At 60.0% G+C, this 14,151-nt stretch carries 17 protein-coding genes; 7 read left to right on the top strand and 10 right to left on the bottom strand.

Annotation, left to right across the window (positions count from 1 at the left end):
• Positions 1-106 precede the first annotated feature (106 nt).
• Complete coding sequence (locus M1B35_RS15020) at positions 107-532, top strand: VOC family protein (protein WP_268262360.1); 426 nt, start codon at positions 107-109, stop codon at positions 530-532.
• Between the two features lie 110 nt (positions 533-642).
• On the top strand, positions 643-1,902 hold the full coding sequence (locus tag M1B35_RS15025) for a cation:dicarboxylate symporter family transporter (protein ID WP_268262361.1): 1,260 nt from the start codon (positions 643-645) through the stop codon (positions 1,900-1,902).
• Positions 1,903-2,021: 119 nt separating this feature from the next.
• Here M1B35_RS15025 and M1B35_RS15030 read toward each other — a convergent pair whose 3' ends face one another.
• Positions 2,022-2,897, bottom strand: a complete 876-nt coding sequence (locus M1B35_RS15030) for a LysR family transcriptional regulator (RefSeq protein ID WP_268262362.1) — start codon at positions 2,895-2,897, stop codon at positions 2,022-2,024.
• 164 nt (positions 2,898-3,061) lie between these two features.
• Between M1B35_RS15030 and M1B35_RS15035 the strand changes: the two genes are divergently transcribed.
• A complete protein-coding gene (locus tag M1B35_RS15035) occupies positions 3,062-3,649 on the top strand; it encodes a TetR/AcrR family transcriptional regulator (protein ID WP_268262400.1) in 588 nt (195 codons plus the stop codon).
• Between the two features lie 42 nt (positions 3,650-3,691).
• On the opposite strand, the gene M1B35_RS15040 is transcribed toward M1B35_RS15035, so the two are convergent.
• The 7 genes from M1B35_RS15040 to M1B35_RS15070 all read right to left on the bottom strand — a co-directional run bounded on the left by M1B35_RS15040 (position 3,692) and on the right by M1B35_RS15070 (position 8,029).
• Positions 3,692-4,141 carry an SRPBCC family protein gene (locus tag M1B35_RS15040; RefSeq protein ID WP_268262363.1) on the bottom strand — a complete coding sequence of 150 codons (450 nt, stop codon included), beginning with the start codon at positions 4,139-4,141 and terminating at the stop codon, positions 3,692-3,694.
• Between the two features lie 28 nt (positions 4,142-4,169).
• A complete protein-coding gene (locus M1B35_RS15045; protein WP_268262364.1) occupies positions 4,170-4,829 on the bottom strand; it encodes a Rossmann-fold NAD(P)-binding domain-containing protein in 660 nt (219 codons plus the stop codon).
• Between the two features lie 26 nt (positions 4,830-4,855).
• Complete coding sequence (locus tag M1B35_RS15050) at positions 4,856-5,035, bottom strand: Rossmann-fold NAD(P)-binding domain-containing protein (protein ID WP_268262365.1); 180 nt, start codon at positions 5,033-5,035, stop codon at positions 4,856-4,858.
• A gap of 62 nt (positions 5,036-5,097) precedes the next feature.
• On the bottom strand, positions 5,098-5,484 hold the full coding sequence (locus tag M1B35_RS15055) for a nuclear transport factor 2 family protein (RefSeq protein WP_268262366.1): 387 nt from the start codon (positions 5,482-5,484) through the stop codon (positions 5,098-5,100).
• Between the two features lie 58 nt (positions 5,485-5,542).
• Positions 5,543-5,926 carry a nuclear transport factor 2 family protein gene (locus M1B35_RS15060; protein WP_268262367.1) on the bottom strand — a complete coding sequence of 128 codons (384 nt, stop codon included), beginning with the start codon at positions 5,924-5,926 and terminating at the stop codon, positions 5,543-5,545.
• A gap of 363 nt (positions 5,927-6,289) precedes the next feature.
• Entirely contained in the window at positions 6,290-6,925 is a 636-nt protein-coding gene (locus M1B35_RS15065; RefSeq protein ID WP_268262368.1) for a TetR/AcrR family transcriptional regulator, read from the bottom strand.
• A gap of 204 nt (positions 6,926-7,129) precedes the next feature.
• A complete protein-coding gene (locus M1B35_RS15070) occupies positions 7,130-8,029 on the bottom strand; it encodes a LysR family transcriptional regulator (protein ID WP_268262369.1) in 900 nt (299 codons plus the stop codon).
• A 100-nt stretch (positions 8,030-8,129) separates the two neighbouring features.
• Between M1B35_RS15070 and M1B35_RS15075 the strand changes: the two genes are divergently transcribed.
• The gene (locus tag M1B35_RS15075; RefSeq protein WP_268262370.1) at positions 8,130-8,993 is read left to right on the top strand and encodes an aldo/keto reductase family oxidoreductase; all 864 of its coding nucleotides are present in this window, start codon (positions 8,130-8,132) and stop codon (positions 8,991-8,993) included.
• Between the two features lie 11 nt (positions 8,994-9,004).
• Here the strand turns inward: M1B35_RS15075 and M1B35_RS15080 are convergent, their stop codons facing one another.
• Positions 9,005-10,084: an alkene reductase gene (locus tag M1B35_RS15080; RefSeq protein WP_268262371.1), complete on the bottom strand. Its 1,080-nt coding sequence runs from the start codon at positions 10,082-10,084 to the stop codon at positions 9,005-9,007.
• A 72-nt stretch (positions 10,085-10,156) separates the two neighbouring features.
• Positions 10,157-10,996, bottom strand: coding sequence for a pirin family protein (locus M1B35_RS15085; RefSeq protein ID WP_268262372.1), 840 nt, complete (start codon positions 10,994-10,996; stop codon positions 10,157-10,159).
• Positions 10,997-11,305: 309 nt separating this feature from the next.
• On the opposite strand from M1B35_RS15085, the gene M1B35_RS15090 reads away from it, so the two are divergent.
• The 3 genes from M1B35_RS15090 to M1B35_RS15100 all read left to right on the top strand — a co-directional run bounded on the left by M1B35_RS15090 (position 11,306) and on the right by M1B35_RS15100 (position 14,149).
• The gene (locus M1B35_RS15090; protein WP_268262373.1) at positions 11,306-12,226 is read left to right on the top strand and encodes a LysR family transcriptional regulator; all 921 of its coding nucleotides are present in this window, start codon (positions 11,306-11,308) and stop codon (positions 12,224-12,226) included.
• A 182-nt stretch (positions 12,227-12,408) separates the two neighbouring features.
• Positions 12,409-12,990, top strand: coding sequence for a TetR/AcrR family transcriptional regulator (locus M1B35_RS15095; RefSeq protein ID WP_268262374.1), 582 nt, complete (start codon positions 12,409-12,411; stop codon positions 12,988-12,990).
• 55 nt (positions 12,991-13,045) lie between these two features.
• Positions 13,046-14,149, top strand: a complete 1,104-nt coding sequence (locus M1B35_RS15100; RefSeq protein ID WP_268262375.1) for an alkene reductase — start codon at positions 13,046-13,048, stop codon at positions 14,147-14,149.
• Positions 14,150-14,151 lie beyond the last annotated feature (2 nt).

Here is a 14,151-nt window from a genome sequence, read left to right on the forward strand (position 1 = left end):
TTAAAGTGGTTACAGCTTTAGCATAAATCCAACTTGAAAAAAGCCGTCGGACAGCCAGTGTGCTGTGCGACTTCATAAGCCAATAAAAACTGTAATCGGAGTCCTGATGAGTCTTTCTCCTTTCCACCTGGCAATTCCTGTTTATGACCTGGCCGCTGCACGTAACTTTTACGGTGAAGTGTTCGGTCTTTCCGAGGGGCGTTCCAGTCATCAGTGGGTCGACTTTGATTTTTATGGTCACCAACTGGTTATTCACGAACATCCAAAGACGGCGTCCCAAGAGAGTGTGCACAGCAACCCGGTTGATGGCCACGATGTACCGGTGCCGCACTTCGGCATCATTCTGCAGTGGGCACAATGGGAAGCCCTGGCCGAGCGTTTGAAGTCCTTTGGTACTGAGTTTGTGATCGAACCCTACATTCGATTCAAAGGGCAGGTGGGTGAACAAGCCACCATGTTCCTGTTCGACCCCTGTGGTAATGCGCTTGAGTTCAAGGCATTCAAGGATATGAGTCAGCTCTTCGCAAAATAATAAAAACCTGGCGCAAGCCCTTTGCGCCAGGAAATCCTAAATGAGCTGGAAGCTCATGAATCTAGCTACTGCCCTCTAGCAGTCCTTTCATTCCAAAAAAAAGGCTAGACATGAAACGTATCCCATTGGTTTGGCAAATTGTTGCCGGGCTGTTGCTTGGCGTGCTCGTTGGTTGGTACTTCAATACTCATCCGCAACATCAGGTTTGGGTCAGTACCGAAATTCTTAAACCCCTTGGCGACATCTTTATCAAGATGATGAAGATGGTGGTAGTGCCCATTGTTTTTTGCTGCATGATCCTCGGTATTGCCGGTGGCGGTGATAACAAGTCCTTTGGTCGCATGGGGGCGAAGTCGCTGGCTTACTTCTTTGCGATTACCAGTTTGGCGATTGTCCTGGGTCTGTGTTTTGCCAATTTCTTTGAACCTGGCCAAGGCACTGAAATTGCCGGCATCTCCCACAGCACATCAACGGTCAACATGGAGCCTTCGAAAGGCGCCCTGATTATCTTGCAGAACATTGTTCCCGATAACGTGGTCGTGGCGATGTCGGAAGGCAAGTTGCTGTCGGTGCTGTTCTTTGCCGTGCTTCTGGGAATGGCGTTGAACACATTGCCCAAACAGAAAAGCGCACCGGTCATAGCGGTGGTCCAGGGCTTGTCGGATGCGATGTTCAAAGTGGTCTCGTTTGTCATGGCTTATGCGCCAATCGGCGTGTTCGGCATGATCGGCGCGACGGTGGCCACCTTTGGCTTCGCCTCGTTGTTGCCGCTGCTCAAGTTGATTGGCGTGGTGTACCTCGCGTTGATCAGCTTTGCCTTGGTGTTCCTGGGGGGGATTTGCTATCTGATTGGCGAAAACATCTTCAGGTTGATCAAGTACTTCCGCGATGAGCTGATTCTGGCGTTCTCCAGTGCGGCGTCGGCGGCGGTCATGCCGCAGTTGATGAAGAAGTTGGAGAACTACGGTGTTCCTCAACGGATCGTCAGTTTCGTGGTCCCGGTGGGGTACGCCTTCAACCTGGACGGTGCTTCCATTTTTCTCGGTGTGGCGACGATATTTATCGCTCAGTTGTATGGCATCGATCTGTCGTTGACTCAGCAGATACTGCTGGTGGTGACGATGGTGTTGACCTCTAAAGGCGCTGCCGGCGTTCCGGGCTTTGCCATCATCATTCTGTCGGCCACCCTGGCCTCTGCCGGGCTGCCGTTGGAAGGGGTCGCATTGATCGCAGGCATCTTCAGAATCATCGATAGCGGAACCACCACCTTGAATGTCTTGGGCAACGCCATTGCCCCCTTGGTTATCGCCAAGTGGGAGAAGGCCAGCCTCGAACCTTCATCCGTCGAGGCAATGGAACACAAGGCTTAACCCGCCCCCAAAAAAGAGTCTTCGGCGTGCCCCATGCCGAGGGCTCTTTTGCTATTCGCGGTGCCGCTAATAACGACGCGTTTCCCACGTGAGCCCGCCGATGGCCGTGCAGCGCTGTTCTACTGCTTTTTCTGCACCTGCTCGGTCATCAACTGGGCCAGCACCTTCACCGGTTCCGTCAGGCTTCTGCGTGCGCGATGCACCAGGCCGATATCGCGGTGGAAGGTCCGTTGCTTCAAGTCCAGCGCGCGTACTTCAGGAGGCCATCCCTGATGCGTGGCGGTTTCAGGGACCAATGCCACGCCGACGCCATTGGCGACCAGCTTGATGATTGCGTCCAGCTCATCGAGCTCGCAGACCTCGCGCAACGACACGTGGGTTTGGCGCAGGAAGCGATCCACCTGCCGGCCACCGAAAGACGAGCGGTCGTAGCGGATGAAGGGCTGGCTGGAAACCAGTTCGGACCAGTCATCCCCTGGCATATCGGCCGGCACAATGAGTCGATAGGGCTCACGGGCCAAGGTTGTCCAGCGCAGGTCGCTTTGCAGTGAAAACGGCGGGCGAATAATTGCCGCCATGTCGATCTCGCCGGCATCCACCTGGTTGACCAACTCCATGGAGAGCCCGGGGATCACGCGGCTGCGGCACTCCGGGCACTGTTGGTGAAAGTGCGCGAGGGCGTCGGGCAAGAAGGAGCGCTGCACAGAGGCAATGGCGCCAATGGTGACCAGGACACTGGCGGGCAGCCCCACGGTGGTGGTGCCGAGGTTGCTGAACTGACGGACCAGCTCCTGCCCCTGCAGCAGAACCTGATGCCCCATTCGGTTCAGGTGGGCGGAACGTCCTTTGCGATCGAACAGTTCGACCCCAAGCTCCGCCTCAAGGCGCTGCATTTGGGCACTGACGGCGGCCTGGGTAAGCCCAATCTTGCTGCCGGCAGCCGCAAAGGTGCCTTCTCTCGCCACGGCGATGAATGTTTTCAGTTCTTTAATCATTGGCAAATATTAATTGTGTTCTGGGTGTGGATGTATTTATTTTTTTTGTAAGGGGCGGGGCTGTCACGCCTGTCGGAACAGGTCCAGATGCACGCTGTGCCTGCGAGGACTGCTGAGGGAGGAGCCAGACGATGGATCGATTTTTTGCTAGCATGCCGCGCACTATGAAAAGACCCCTCAACGACATGCGCCAGCACATCATCGATGTTGCCCGGTCGCTCATGACCCACAAGGGCTACACGGCTGTCGGGCTGACTGAAATCCTGTCTGCCGCAGGCGTGCCCAAGGGCTCCTTCTATCACTACTTCCGCTCCAAGGACGAGTTTGGCCAAGCGCTGCTGGACGAGTATTTCCAGGACTACATCGCGCGGGTCGATTCGCTGCTGGTCGGCGAGGGGGCGGGTGCGGAGCGGCTGCTGAGCTATTTGCGTTACTGGGCCGAGACCCAGGCGTTTGATCACACTGACCAGAAATGCCTGGTGGTCAAGCTAGGGGCCGAGGTGTGTGACCTGTCCGAGAACATGCGTGCCGTACTCGAAAAAGGCACCGCCCTGATCATCCAGCGGATCACCCGTTGTGTCGAGCAGGGGAAGGTGGACGGGTCTATCGCGGCAACCGCCGATGCCGCCACCCTGGCCGCGGCGCTTTACCAGATGTGGTTAGGTGCCTCCCTGCTGGTCAAACTCAGCAGAACCCCGCAGCCCTTTGACGTCGCGACGCAAATGAGTCGCCGTCTTCTGTCACAGCCTTGAGTCCAACGCCCCGGTCACACCTCTGTGTCCGGGGCGATGGGCTTACGCCGTCACGTTGTCGTTGAGGTAGCGTTGAAGGCTTTGGTGGCCGCCCTCGATCAGCGATTGAATACCGGCAGCCTGCTCGCCCTGAGGGTCGGGGTGGCGGGTATCGAAACGTGCCGACCACTGGATGAGCGTCTGGTTTTTCCCTGTCAGTGGAATCAACTTTACGCGGGCCACGTAGTTGTCCACGGGCAGCGGTGCTTCTTCAAAGCGGTAGGAGAACAGCAGATTGGTTTCATCAACGGCCAGCAGTTTTTCACGCAGGATCGCACCGTCTTGCAAGGTCAGTCGCCGAATGCAGCCGACCAGGCCGTCTGGCTGGCCATCTTCAATGAAGCTTTCGGGGATCGCGGGGTGCCATTGGCTGATCTGGCCGAACTGCTTCAGCACATTCCAGACACGAGCGGCGTCGGCCTCAATAAGGGCGCAGTACTCAACGTTTGCCATGGTTTAAAACCTCAATCTTGGGTGATGTTCAGGTGTATGCAGGGGCGGGCGAGGCGCTTTGGATCAGGCGCTCGGACGTCACCACACGGATGCCGGGGACCTGAGCAATGGCGGCGTCCAGCAAGGCGCGAGCGATGACCGCAGGCGGATTCAGGCGCCAACGTCGAGGCAGTAATGGTGCGGCCCACTTTAAGCAGGTCACCAGGACACGTTCGCCAGGCCGGACTTCTTCACGCCGGCCACCGATGACCCCGGGCCGGACATAGGTCAGGGAGTCAAAACCCACCTGCGCCAGTTCCTGCTCCAACTCGCCTTTGACCCGGTTGTAAAAGAACCGCGATTGGGCGTCGGCGCCGATCGCTGAATTGAGCACATAGGTCGGCGTACCACGGCGGCGTGCCAGTTGGGCGACGGCCAGCGGGTAGTCATGATCGACTTGCCTGAACGCCGGCCTGGAGCCCGCAGCTTTCAAGGTCGTACCCAGGGTGCAGATCAGTGCATCGACGTGCCACCAGGGGGCCTGATGATCCAGGCGCTGGAAGTCCGTGATGGGCGCGATGAGTTTCGGATGGTGCGGCAATGCCCGGCGTGTCGGGGCGTACACAACGCTGACCCGTGGGTTCGCCAGCGCCAGCTCCAGAACATGGCGCCCGACCCACCCACTGGCACCGATCAACAGCAATTTCACGGTTCGCTCCTTGTTCGTTTCGATGTTCAATCGCGAGCCAATCGCTGAATTGCCTCACCGACCGGAGTGTCGCCCTGGGCCTCAAGCTCCTGGGCCTGTGACGAATGGCGGTACAGCGAGCGAGTCTGGTGAGCGCGGGCCACCCGTTGTGGAGCAAGGCGCCGGGCGATTTTGCCTGCACCGCCGACGATAAAAACGTTGTTCATGAAATCTCCTGGCCGAGCGACGCTGTGACACCGGCCCGCGTAAACGAGCCGGTGCAGGTCCGTCAGCCTTCGAACTGGTGGTAGACCTTGGCGATGACTTGCCAGCGACCGTCGATTTTGATCAGCGTCAGGTAATCGTTGTAGTCGGCGCCGATGGCATCATTTTCCATGTCCACCCGTACCACGGCGGTGGTGGGGGTGATGGCCAGCACGTCGAGGCGGGTGCTGATGTCCGGTGCCTTGCCATGGGTCTCGACGAAGGCGAACAGGTTACTGATCGGGCCGCCCAGGAGTTGGCCATTGGTGAAACCGTACATGACTGCATCCTGATGAAAGGCCTGGGCCAGCCCTTGTGCGCTGCCTGTCTTCAGGCTGTCGGCATATTGCTGGGCGACAGCGATAACCGCGGTGTATTCCTGGGTGGGTACGGCTTTGATGTTTTTGCTCATCGTCTAGGTCCTTGCGGCGCTGGACGCCATCGGCGTCCGGCGGGCGTAACGTCGGGGGTCAAGGGGCAACGTGGGTGTGGTAGATCTTGCTCACCACGGTCCACTGGCCGTCCACCTTCAACAGGTTGAAAAAGTCGGTGAAGCAGAAGCCGGAGATGTCGTTGGTGTCGATGCGAGCACTGGCGGCCGTGCCGACGATGTCGACGTTGACAATCACGCCCTGGGCTTCTGGGGAGGGGCGGAAGGCGCTGTCGATGATGTCGAACAGGCCCTGGATAGGACCGCCCGTCAACTGGCCGTCGGCATCCACGCCAAAAATGGTGGCCTGCTGGCTGAACGCCGGTTTCATCAAGCGGCTGTTGGCCTGTTTGCCACCTTCGTTGTAGTGGTTCAGCACCTCAACGATGGCCTTGTATTCCTGCACGTAGGTGGGTTTGCTCATGGTGTTTCTCCTGATTTGAATAGGTGCCTTGAGGGCTCGGTGTGGGCTGAAGCCTGAACAGGAGCGAGCCGATTGCAGGCTCGCGTCGATCAGTCTTTCAATATATGTAGTGATCGCTATGAATGTTGAGCATTCTATAGTGATCGATACATATCATGTCAAGGCGTTTGCTCGCCCAGGGGCAGCCGCACACAGATGAGCCACCGGCACGACAGCGGATAAGGGGCAGAGAGGGTGAGCGCCATCGAGGCCGCCGCTAGGTGCGGGGCCCGTTGAGGGCGTTTCTAGAGGGAGGCAGGGTGCCGGGAACCGGTCGAGCGGTGACGAATCGCCGAGCGGCAGCGCGAGGGGGGCTTTCCTGGCTTATCGGCTGGCGGGTGCGGGCAGCATGCCAACGGCGGTGGCGGCGATGCCTTCCAGGGTTTGCCGGCTCAGCCCATCGTGGGCTTGCAACGACATGCCCTCCAGCAAGGTATTCAACGCGGCGGCCAGGATGCGGGTGTCAATCTGAGGTGGCAGCTGCCCATCTCGTACCGCGCGATCGAGTCGTTGCTGCAAGTAATCCCGACCTTCCTGGCGCAATGCCTTGAGGGCATGGGTGATTTCCTGGGCGCTCTCCGACACGTTGACGCCCGCCAAGACCACCATGCAGCCGCAGGGGGCCTCGGGCTCGGTGACGATCGCCGCGGCAGAGAGGAAAAACTCGGAAATGGCGCGGTACAGGTCGGGCTCGCTTTCCATGCGTTCCCAGGTGGCGTCCCAGAACCGGGCTTCGTAATAATTCACCGCTTCCAGAAAGAGCTTCGATTTATTGCCAAACGCGGCATACAGGCTCGGCGGGTTGATCCCCATGGCCGTGCACAACTCCGCCACAGAGGCCGGTTCATAGCCGCGCTTCCAGAACACTTCGAGGGCACTGAAGAGGGCTTGCTCACGATCAAAGGCGCGTGGGCGTCCTTTTCGGGGGCGTACCGGCAAGGCAGAGGAGGGGTCGGTCATGGGTGAGTTGCCTCGATGATGCAGGGCCAATCAGCTAAAGAAGCGGCTCGGTGATGGTCGGGAAAATCGAATGATACACAAAAGGCACGGAGCCCGGCCGTAGCTTTCCAGTGCGGCGCTGCAACCGTTGTGCTTGCTGCGCGCTGGCGAATGACAGTGCAGAACAGCGGTGGCAACCGATGCAATCAGCGGGATTGATCGGTTTCAGCGCGCATCATTGATGAAGTCCACGAAGGCCCTCAAAGGGGAGGGCAGGTAGCGGCGGCCGGGGTAATAGAGGAATGGCCCGGTGAAGCGTTGCCACCAGGGCTCCAGCACGGGCTCAAGGGCGCCGCTGTCCAGGTAGGGGCGAAGCCACTCCTCGAACAGGTAGACAATGCCCAACCCGTCCACCGCTGCCTGGATGTTCAAGTCGATGGCGCCTCCCACTCTGACAATCAACGGCCCGGTCGGGTCCACGCTGACAGTCTCGCCGTGACGCTCGTATTCCCAGAGCGGCATCGCGCCGCTGGGAAATCTGCCCCGCAAACAGGCATGGTTCAACAGGTCCCGCGGGTGCTCGGGCCGACCCCTGGCGTCAAGGTAGGCCGGTGATGCCGCTGTGGCGAAGCGTTGAAATCGCGGGCCGATGGGGACCGCAATCATGTCTTGCTCAAGCCGTTCATCGTAGCGAATGCCAGCGTCACAGCCGGCGCTGAGCATGTCGACGAAGCTCTCTTCAATCATCACCTCCAGGGTGATGTCGGGGTACTTCTGCAGGAAGGGGGTGATGATCGATGGCAGCACCAGCCTTGCGGCACTGGCGGGCACATTCAGCTTGAGGGTGCCCGAGGGGCGATCGCGGAAGTCGTTGACCACATCCAGGGCCGACTCGACTTCGCCAAGGGCCGGCACGATGCGCTCCATCAGTCGCATGCCCGCTTCAGTCGCCGCCACGCTGCGGGTGGTGCGGTTGAGTAGTCGTACGCCGAGCCCGGCCTCCAGGCGGCGCACCGCATCACTGAGGCTGGAGGCGGATCTGCCGGAGGTCTTGGCCCCCTCGCGGAAGCCCCCTGCATTGACTACCGATATGAAGGCCAGCACGTCTTGAATGTGGGTGTTCATTGTTCTCTCTGCCGTACAACCCGTGCCGATTGCACCTGATTATCACTGAAGTGGTCAACGCCTATAGTGCGCTACACATCATCTGATCGAGATTAAGAACATGAACAAAGTGACCAACGCAGGTTCGTTCCTTTTGGGCGATCGTCCAGTCAATCGGATGGGCTACGGGGCGATGCAGCTGGCCGGGCCTAACGCTTTCGGCCCTCCCAAAGACCCGAAAGCGGCCATCGCCGTACTGCGTGAAGCATTGGAAGCAGGCGTGAACCACATTGATACCTCCGACTTTTACGGCCCTCATGTGACGAACCAAGTGATTCGGCAAGCGTTGCACCCGTACCCTGACAACCTGGTGATCGTGACCAAGGTTGGTGCTCAGCGCGGCGCTGACGGTGCCTGGAATCCCGCGCAGAGCCCGGCCGAGTTGACCCGTGCGGTGCATGACAACCTGCGCAATCTGGGGGTCGAGGTTCTGGATGTGGTGAACCTCCGGGCCATGGGTGACCAGGTGTTTCCCACCGAGGGCTCCATCGAAGAGGCCTTCAGCGCGCTTGCACAATTGCAAAGCCAGGGCCTGATTCGTCACCTGGGCGTAAGCAATGTCACGCCCTCGCAGATCCAGCAGGCCCAGGGGATCGCTGACATTGTCTGTGTGCAGAACCACTACAACCTGTCCCATCGCAATGACGAACGCCTTATTGCCGAGCTGGGCCGGCAGGGCATTGCCTATGTACCGTTCTTTCCGTTGGGTGGTTTCACACCGCTGCAATCGCAAACGCTGTCGAGCGTAGCCACGCGCGTCGGCGCTTCCCCCTTGCGCGTGGCATTGGCCTGGCTGCTGCAACGGGCGCCCAATATCCTGTTGATCCCCGGCACTTCCTCGGTGGCGCACCTGCGTGAGAACCTCTGCGCCAGCGAACTGGTGCTGGCGCCTGAGCTGCTCGATGAGTTGGAAACGCTGGGATAACCGGGCCTGGATTATTGGCTGTGTGCCAGGGTGGGATAGTCGGTGTAACCGCGCTCTTCACCTTGGTAGAACGTGGTCGGATCGGCCTGGTTGAGGGGCGCGCCGCGTCGGAATCGCTCCACCAGGTCCGGGTTGGCCAGGAAGGCGCTGCCAAACGACACCAGGTCCGCTTCACCCGAGGCGAGGGCAGCCCCTGCACGTTCTGCGTCGTAGCCGCCATTGGCGATGTAGGTGCCCCCGAAGCGGGACTTCATCTCGCTGAAATTGAAAGGCTCTGCACCCAGTTCCACCACGTGAAGGTAGGCCAGCCCATAGCGGCTGAGCATGTTCGCCACGTGATTGAAAGTCGCCTGGGGATTGCTGTCGCTCATGGAGAAGTAACTGAAGATCGGCGACAAGCGAACCCCCACACGGCTGGCACCAAACACCTCGATAACCGACTCAACAACCTCCTTGAGAAACCGAGCGCGATGCTCGACAGGGCCGCCGTAGAGATCGGTTCGGGCATTGGTGCCATCGCGCAGGAACTGGTCGATCAGGTAGCCGTTGGCGCCGTGGATTTCCACGCCATCGAACCCAGCGCGTTTGGCATGTTCGGCCGCTTGGCGAAAGTCAGCGATCACCCCGGGAATTTCATCGAGCTCCAGCGCCCGTGGCAACTCGTAGGGTTTCAATCCTTCGGGGGTGTAGATCTCGCCATCGGCCTTGATCGATGACGGGGCCACCGGCAGGTTGTGATTGAGTTGCACCAGAGAGTGGGACAGGCGCCCGACGTGCCAGAGCTGGAGGAATATCCGTCCGCCTTGTGCATGGACGGCGTCGGTCACCTGCTGCCAACCGGCGACCTGCTCGTGGGTAAAAATGCCTGGTGTCCTCATATAGCCTTTGCCTTGGGCGGATATTTGCGAGCCCTCGGTAATGATCAGGCCGGCACTTGCACGTTGCCGGTAGTACTCGACCACGCTGGGTGTTGGCACATCGCCCGCACCGGCCCGGCTTCTGGTGAGCGGGGCCATGATCATGCGGTTTTTCAGGGGCAGGCTGCCGATCTGCGTCGGGGACAAAAGCAGTTCGAGATGGCTAGTGGTCATGGTGTCTCTCAATACGGTGGGTAGGAATGAGTGGTGGCGGCAAAAGGCTTTTTGCGAGCTGTCGAGGCGGCTTCAGCCCAGTCGCCCTTGTTGTTGCAGGCGAGCGCCGATGCGCTGGATTTCCCTTTCACCCTGGGCCAGGGCCGCCTTGCTGGTGTGCACCGAGTAATGCCCCGTCACCAGGTCGTGGGGGTGCTTCACCGCCGAGCCGATGACGAATGAGCAGCCGCCCAGTGCCCGCAAATCGATGGGTTGCTCGGACTCTTCGAACACCGCGAGTTCGCCGGTCTCAATCAGGCTTCCGGCATCCAGCCGTCCCGCACTGACTGCGAGCCAGGCAACGCGATGACCGGATGGCGGGGTGTATCGCCAGTGCTCGCCGTCCTTCAAGTCAACCGCGAGATAATTCAGATCGCTCGGCGCTTCAATCGGGCTTTGCGCGGCCTCGTAGCGCCCCAGCAGCACCCGGGCGGGGCCGGCAGTGGGAACCTGGTCGGGCGCCAGGTAGACACTCTGCGCAGGGGCGTTCTCCAGTGCCGGCGGGAGCGCCACCCACAGCTGGAACCCTTGCATCGAGGACTGGTTGGTCAGTGTCGCGTCATGCCAGACCCCATTGCCCGCGCGCATCCACTCGACCCCACCGGCCCGCAACACACCGGTCGCGCCGGTGGTGTCTTCATAGGCGACATCGCCTTTGCTCATGAAGGTGACGGTGGCGATCCCGGAGTGCGGGTGCATGCCGAAATTCGACCGACCGCGACTGGCGTTCAAACTGAAAATATCAAGAAAGATAAAGGGCTTGAGCCGTTCACCCAGGTCACCCGGGCTCACCAGCCGCGTGATCGGGCCATGGGTACTGCCTTGGGTACGGTGGACAATGGCGCGGTGCAGCTTGGCGACGATAGCGGTCATGATTGTTCTCTCGGGGGGTTGAGGGCCTGGGCCAACCTGGCCATGTCGTCGAGCAGCCTATTGGCGGCTTGGGCCAGATCAGTGCGCTGTTTGGCGATCTCGTGGATCCACCGCTCGTGTTTTTCACCGAAGCGAGCCTCATGACTCGAACCGATGACAATGCCGATCAGGGGGGAGGAGGGGTCATGGCGTGTTCCGGGGAGTGGAGGGTCAACGGCGCGATGGGTGAAGGATAGGCCCCTTCGGATTGCTTTATTAGATGGCATAATTGGAGTGAACTGATCCAATAAACGAAGTTAAGGGGCTGGGATGCTGGACCTGAATGACGTCGCTCTGTTTGTCCAGGTGGTGCGCAATGGCAGCTTCGCGCAAGCGGCGCGGCAACTGGGAATGCCCTCCAACACCCTGAGCAGGCGGGTTCAACAACTCGAGGCGCAGCTCGGCATACGGTTGCTGCAGCGCTCCACGCGCAAGCTCACCCTGACCCATGCAGGCCAGGTCTTTCATGACCAGTGCTGCGGGGCGGTGGACGGCCTGTTTGGTGCCGGGCAACAGTTGATGACGGCCAACCAGGAGCCCAGTGGCGTGGTGCGCATTGCGGCGATGGCCGACTTCTTTGATTTTTTTCCGATGCAGTGGGTGGCCGACTTTCTGCAGGCGCACCCACGGGTGCAGTTGGACTTCGTGCTCAGTGATGCCCGTGCCGACTTGATCGCCGATCGGATTGATATCGCGTTCCGAGGCGGCATCTTGCAAGACTCGGGGTACGTCGGTCGGCAACTGATCGCGGCCGGTAACGAGGGCCTGGTCGCCAGTCCTCAGTACCTCGAAAAACGCGGTGTGCCCATGAGGCTGGAGGACCTGGTCAATCATGACGCTGTGAGTTTCGGGCACCCCAGCGGGATCACCACCTGGCGTCTCAGTGGGCTCGACGGTGTCGAGCAAGACGTGCAGATCACTAGCCGTTTCAATGGCAACACCGCCCAGGCCTTGCGGCGGGCGACGCTGGCGGGGTTGGGCATTGCCTTGTTGCCGTCGGCCATGAGCCAGATGGATCTGCAGGCTGGGCGCTTGGTCTCTTTGCTACCGGATTACTACCGCGCGGGTTATGGCTTGCATGTGCTTTACCCCAGTCGACAACATTTGCCGCTGGCGGTCTCGGCGTTCATTGCATTGGTGATGGAAAAGCTCAACGAACAGGCCTTCCCGGCCAGGCTGCAGGCGGATTAGCGGCGCCGTCCCTGAGGCTCGAAGCCCCCAGGCTTTCCAAGGGGGCTTCGAGGCGGGCTCATCAAGGTTCGCCGAAAGCAGGCGTCATCGGCGCGGCAGGAAGGGGCTGTGAGAGACGCTGTTTTAGACCTTTCAAATATTTACTAGACGACTGGTCTAATTTTATCTAGGCTAGCCACCTTATGAAAAAACACCGCACTGAAACCCGCCAACATCTGCTGGCTGTCGCCAGGACCTTGATGACGCGCAAAGGCTATACCAGCGTCGGTCTGGCGCAAGTGCTGGGCGCTGCCGAAGTCCCCAAGGGCTCGTTCTACCACTACTTCAAATCCAAGGACGAATTTGGCCAGGCACTGCTGGAGCAGTACTTTTCCGACTACTTGACGACGGTCGACACCCTGTTGGCTGGCCCGGCGCCCGCTGCAGAAAGGTTGCTCGGGTACTTCCAGTATTGGGCGCAAACCCAATGCTCAGACTCGCCGACGGACAAATGCCTGGTGGTCAAATTGGGCGCTGAAGTGTGCGACCTGTCCGAAGCCATGCGCCAGGTGCTCGACAAGGGCACCCAGGCGGTCATGGCCCGGCTCGAACGCGGCATCGGGCAGGGTCGGGTTGACGGATCGATCACCTGCGCCATTCCCGACCCGCTGCTGGCGCAATCCCTTTATCAGCTTTGGCTTGGAGCCTCGTTGATGAAAAAAATCGGCCAAGACAAGGTTGCTTTCGACCACGCCCTGACCATGGCCAAACGACTCTTGTCGTAGGCCTTTTTTATTTATCACTTCACTAGACGACTGGTCTATTTAATTGAGATTCAGCATGACTGATAACAGTAAACGCACCGATTTGTTTACCCCTATCGCCCTGGGGGCCATGGAGCTTGCCAACCGCATCGTGATGGCGCCTGTCACCCGCAGCCGTTACGCCGAGGATGGCATTCCCAATGAACTGCACGCTGAGTACTACGCCCAACGGGCCAGCGCTGGGCTGATCGTTGCCGAGGCCACCAACATCTCGCCACAAGGGCGGGGTTATGCCGCGACTCCGGGTATCTGGAGCGATGAGCAAGTGGCCGGTTGGAAGACAGTGACCGACGCTGTGCACGCCGCCGGCGGCAAGATCGTCAGCCAGTTGTGGCACGTGGGGCGCTTCTCCAGCGTCGAGTTACAGCCCAACGGCGCCGCACCGGTCGCGCCGTCGGCGATCCAGGCCGAGGGCGAGACCTACACCCCCAAGGGGTTTGTGCCTGTGTCGATGCCGCGAGCACTTGAGACCGATGAGATCCCGGGGATCATCGAGCAGTACAAGCGTGCTGCCGAGAATGCCAAACGTGCGGGTTTTGATGGTGTGGAGGTGCACTCGGCCAACAGCTACCTGCTGGACCAATTCCTGCGCGATTCCACCAACCAGCGTACCGACCACTACGGCGGTTCGATCGAGAATCGCGCGCGGCTCACCCTGGAAGTGACCGAAGCGATCGTCCAGATCTGGAGCCCTGAACGCGTCGGCATCCGCTTGTCGCCGGTCACTCCGGACGCTGGCAACACGCCGCCAGACAGCAATGTCATGGCCCTGCATGGCTACCTCATCCAGCAGTTGAACGCCTTCGGTCTGGCCTACCTGCACTTTGTCGAAGGCGCGACCGCCACCTCCCGCGAGGTCCCCGCCGGTGTGGACATGGACGCCCTCAGCGCGCAGTTCACCGGCCCCTTCATCGGCAACAACAACTACGACCTGGAAATGGCCATCGAGCGGCGTGCGCAGGGCAAGATCGACGCCGTTGCCTTCGGTCGTCTGTTCATCTCTAACCCCGACCTGGTGGAGCGCCTGCGGCGGGGTGCAGAACTGACCATTGCTCCGCGCGAGTCGTATTACGGCGGCGGTGCCAAGGGCTATACCGACTGGCCTGTCGGCCATTACTGAGC

It is taken from the genome of Pseudomonas morbosilactucae (assembly GCF_023241665.1).
GTDB lineage: Bacteria > Pseudomonadota > Gammaproteobacteria > Pseudomonadales > Pseudomonadaceae > Aquipseudomonas > Aquipseudomonas morbosilactucae.

What these genes read in the sequence shown, in the direction of transcription:
- M1B35_RS15090 (WP_268262373.1), top strand. Translation starts at nt 11,306, where the DNA reads ATGCTGGACCTGAATGACGTCGCTCTGTTTGTCCAGGTGGTGCGCAAT.
- M1B35_RS15065 (WP_268262368.1), bottom strand. Translation starts at nt 6,925, where the DNA reads ATGACCGACCCCTCCTCTGCCTTGCCGGTACGCCCCCGAAAAGGACGC.
- M1B35_RS15085 (WP_268262372.1), bottom strand. Translation starts at nt 10,996, where the DNA reads ATGACCGCTATCGTCGCCAAGCTGCACCGCGCCATTGTCCACCGTACC.
- M1B35_RS15050 (WP_268262365.1), bottom strand. Translation starts at nt 5,035, where the DNA reads ATGAACAACGTTTTTATCGTCGGCGGTGCAGGCAAAATCGCCCGGCGC.
- M1B35_RS15025 (WP_268262361.1), top strand. Translation starts at nt 643, where the DNA reads ATGAAACGTATCCCATTGGTTTGGCAAATTGTTGCCGGGCTGTTGCTT.
- M1B35_RS15060 (WP_268262367.1), bottom strand. Translation starts at nt 5,926, where the DNA reads ATGAGCAAACCCACCTACGTGCAGGAATACAAGGCCATCGTTGAGGTG.
- M1B35_RS15075 (WP_268262370.1), top strand. Translation starts at nt 8,130, where the DNA reads ATGAACAAAGTGACCAACGCAGGTTCGTTCCTTTTGGGCGATCGTCCA.
- M1B35_RS15040 (WP_268262363.1), bottom strand. Translation starts at nt 4,141, where the DNA reads ATGGCAAACGTTGAGTACTGCGCCCTTATTGAGGCCGACGCCGCTCGT.
- M1B35_RS15070 (WP_268262369.1), bottom strand. Translation starts at nt 8,029, where the DNA reads ATGAACACCCACATTCAAGACGTGCTGGCCTTCATATCGGTAGTCAAT.
- M1B35_RS15030 (WP_268262362.1), bottom strand. Translation starts at nt 2,897, where the DNA reads ATGATTAAAGAACTGAAAACATTCATCGCCGTGGCGAGAGAAGGCACC.
- M1B35_RS15095 (WP_268262374.1), top strand. Translation starts at nt 12,409, where the DNA reads ATGAAAAAACACCGCACTGAAACCCGCCAACATCTGCTGGCTGTCGCC.
- M1B35_RS15020 (WP_268262360.1), top strand. Translation starts at nt 107, where the DNA reads ATGAGTCTTTCTCCTTTCCACCTGGCAATTCCTGTTTATGACCTGGCC.
- M1B35_RS15035 (WP_268262400.1), top strand. Translation starts at nt 3,062, where the DNA reads ATGAAAAGACCCCTCAACGACATGCGCCAGCACATCATCGATGTTGCC.
- M1B35_RS15080 (WP_268262371.1), bottom strand. Translation starts at nt 10,084, where the DNA reads ATGACCACTAGCCATCTCGAACTGCTTTTGTCCCCGACGCAGATCGGC.
- M1B35_RS15055 (WP_268262366.1), bottom strand. Translation starts at nt 5,484, where the DNA reads ATGAGCAAAAACATCAAAGCCGTACCCACCCAGGAATACACCGCGGTT.
- M1B35_RS15100 (WP_268262375.1), top strand. Translation starts at nt 13,046, where the DNA reads ATGACTGATAACAGTAAACGCACCGATTTGTTTACCCCTATCGCCCTG.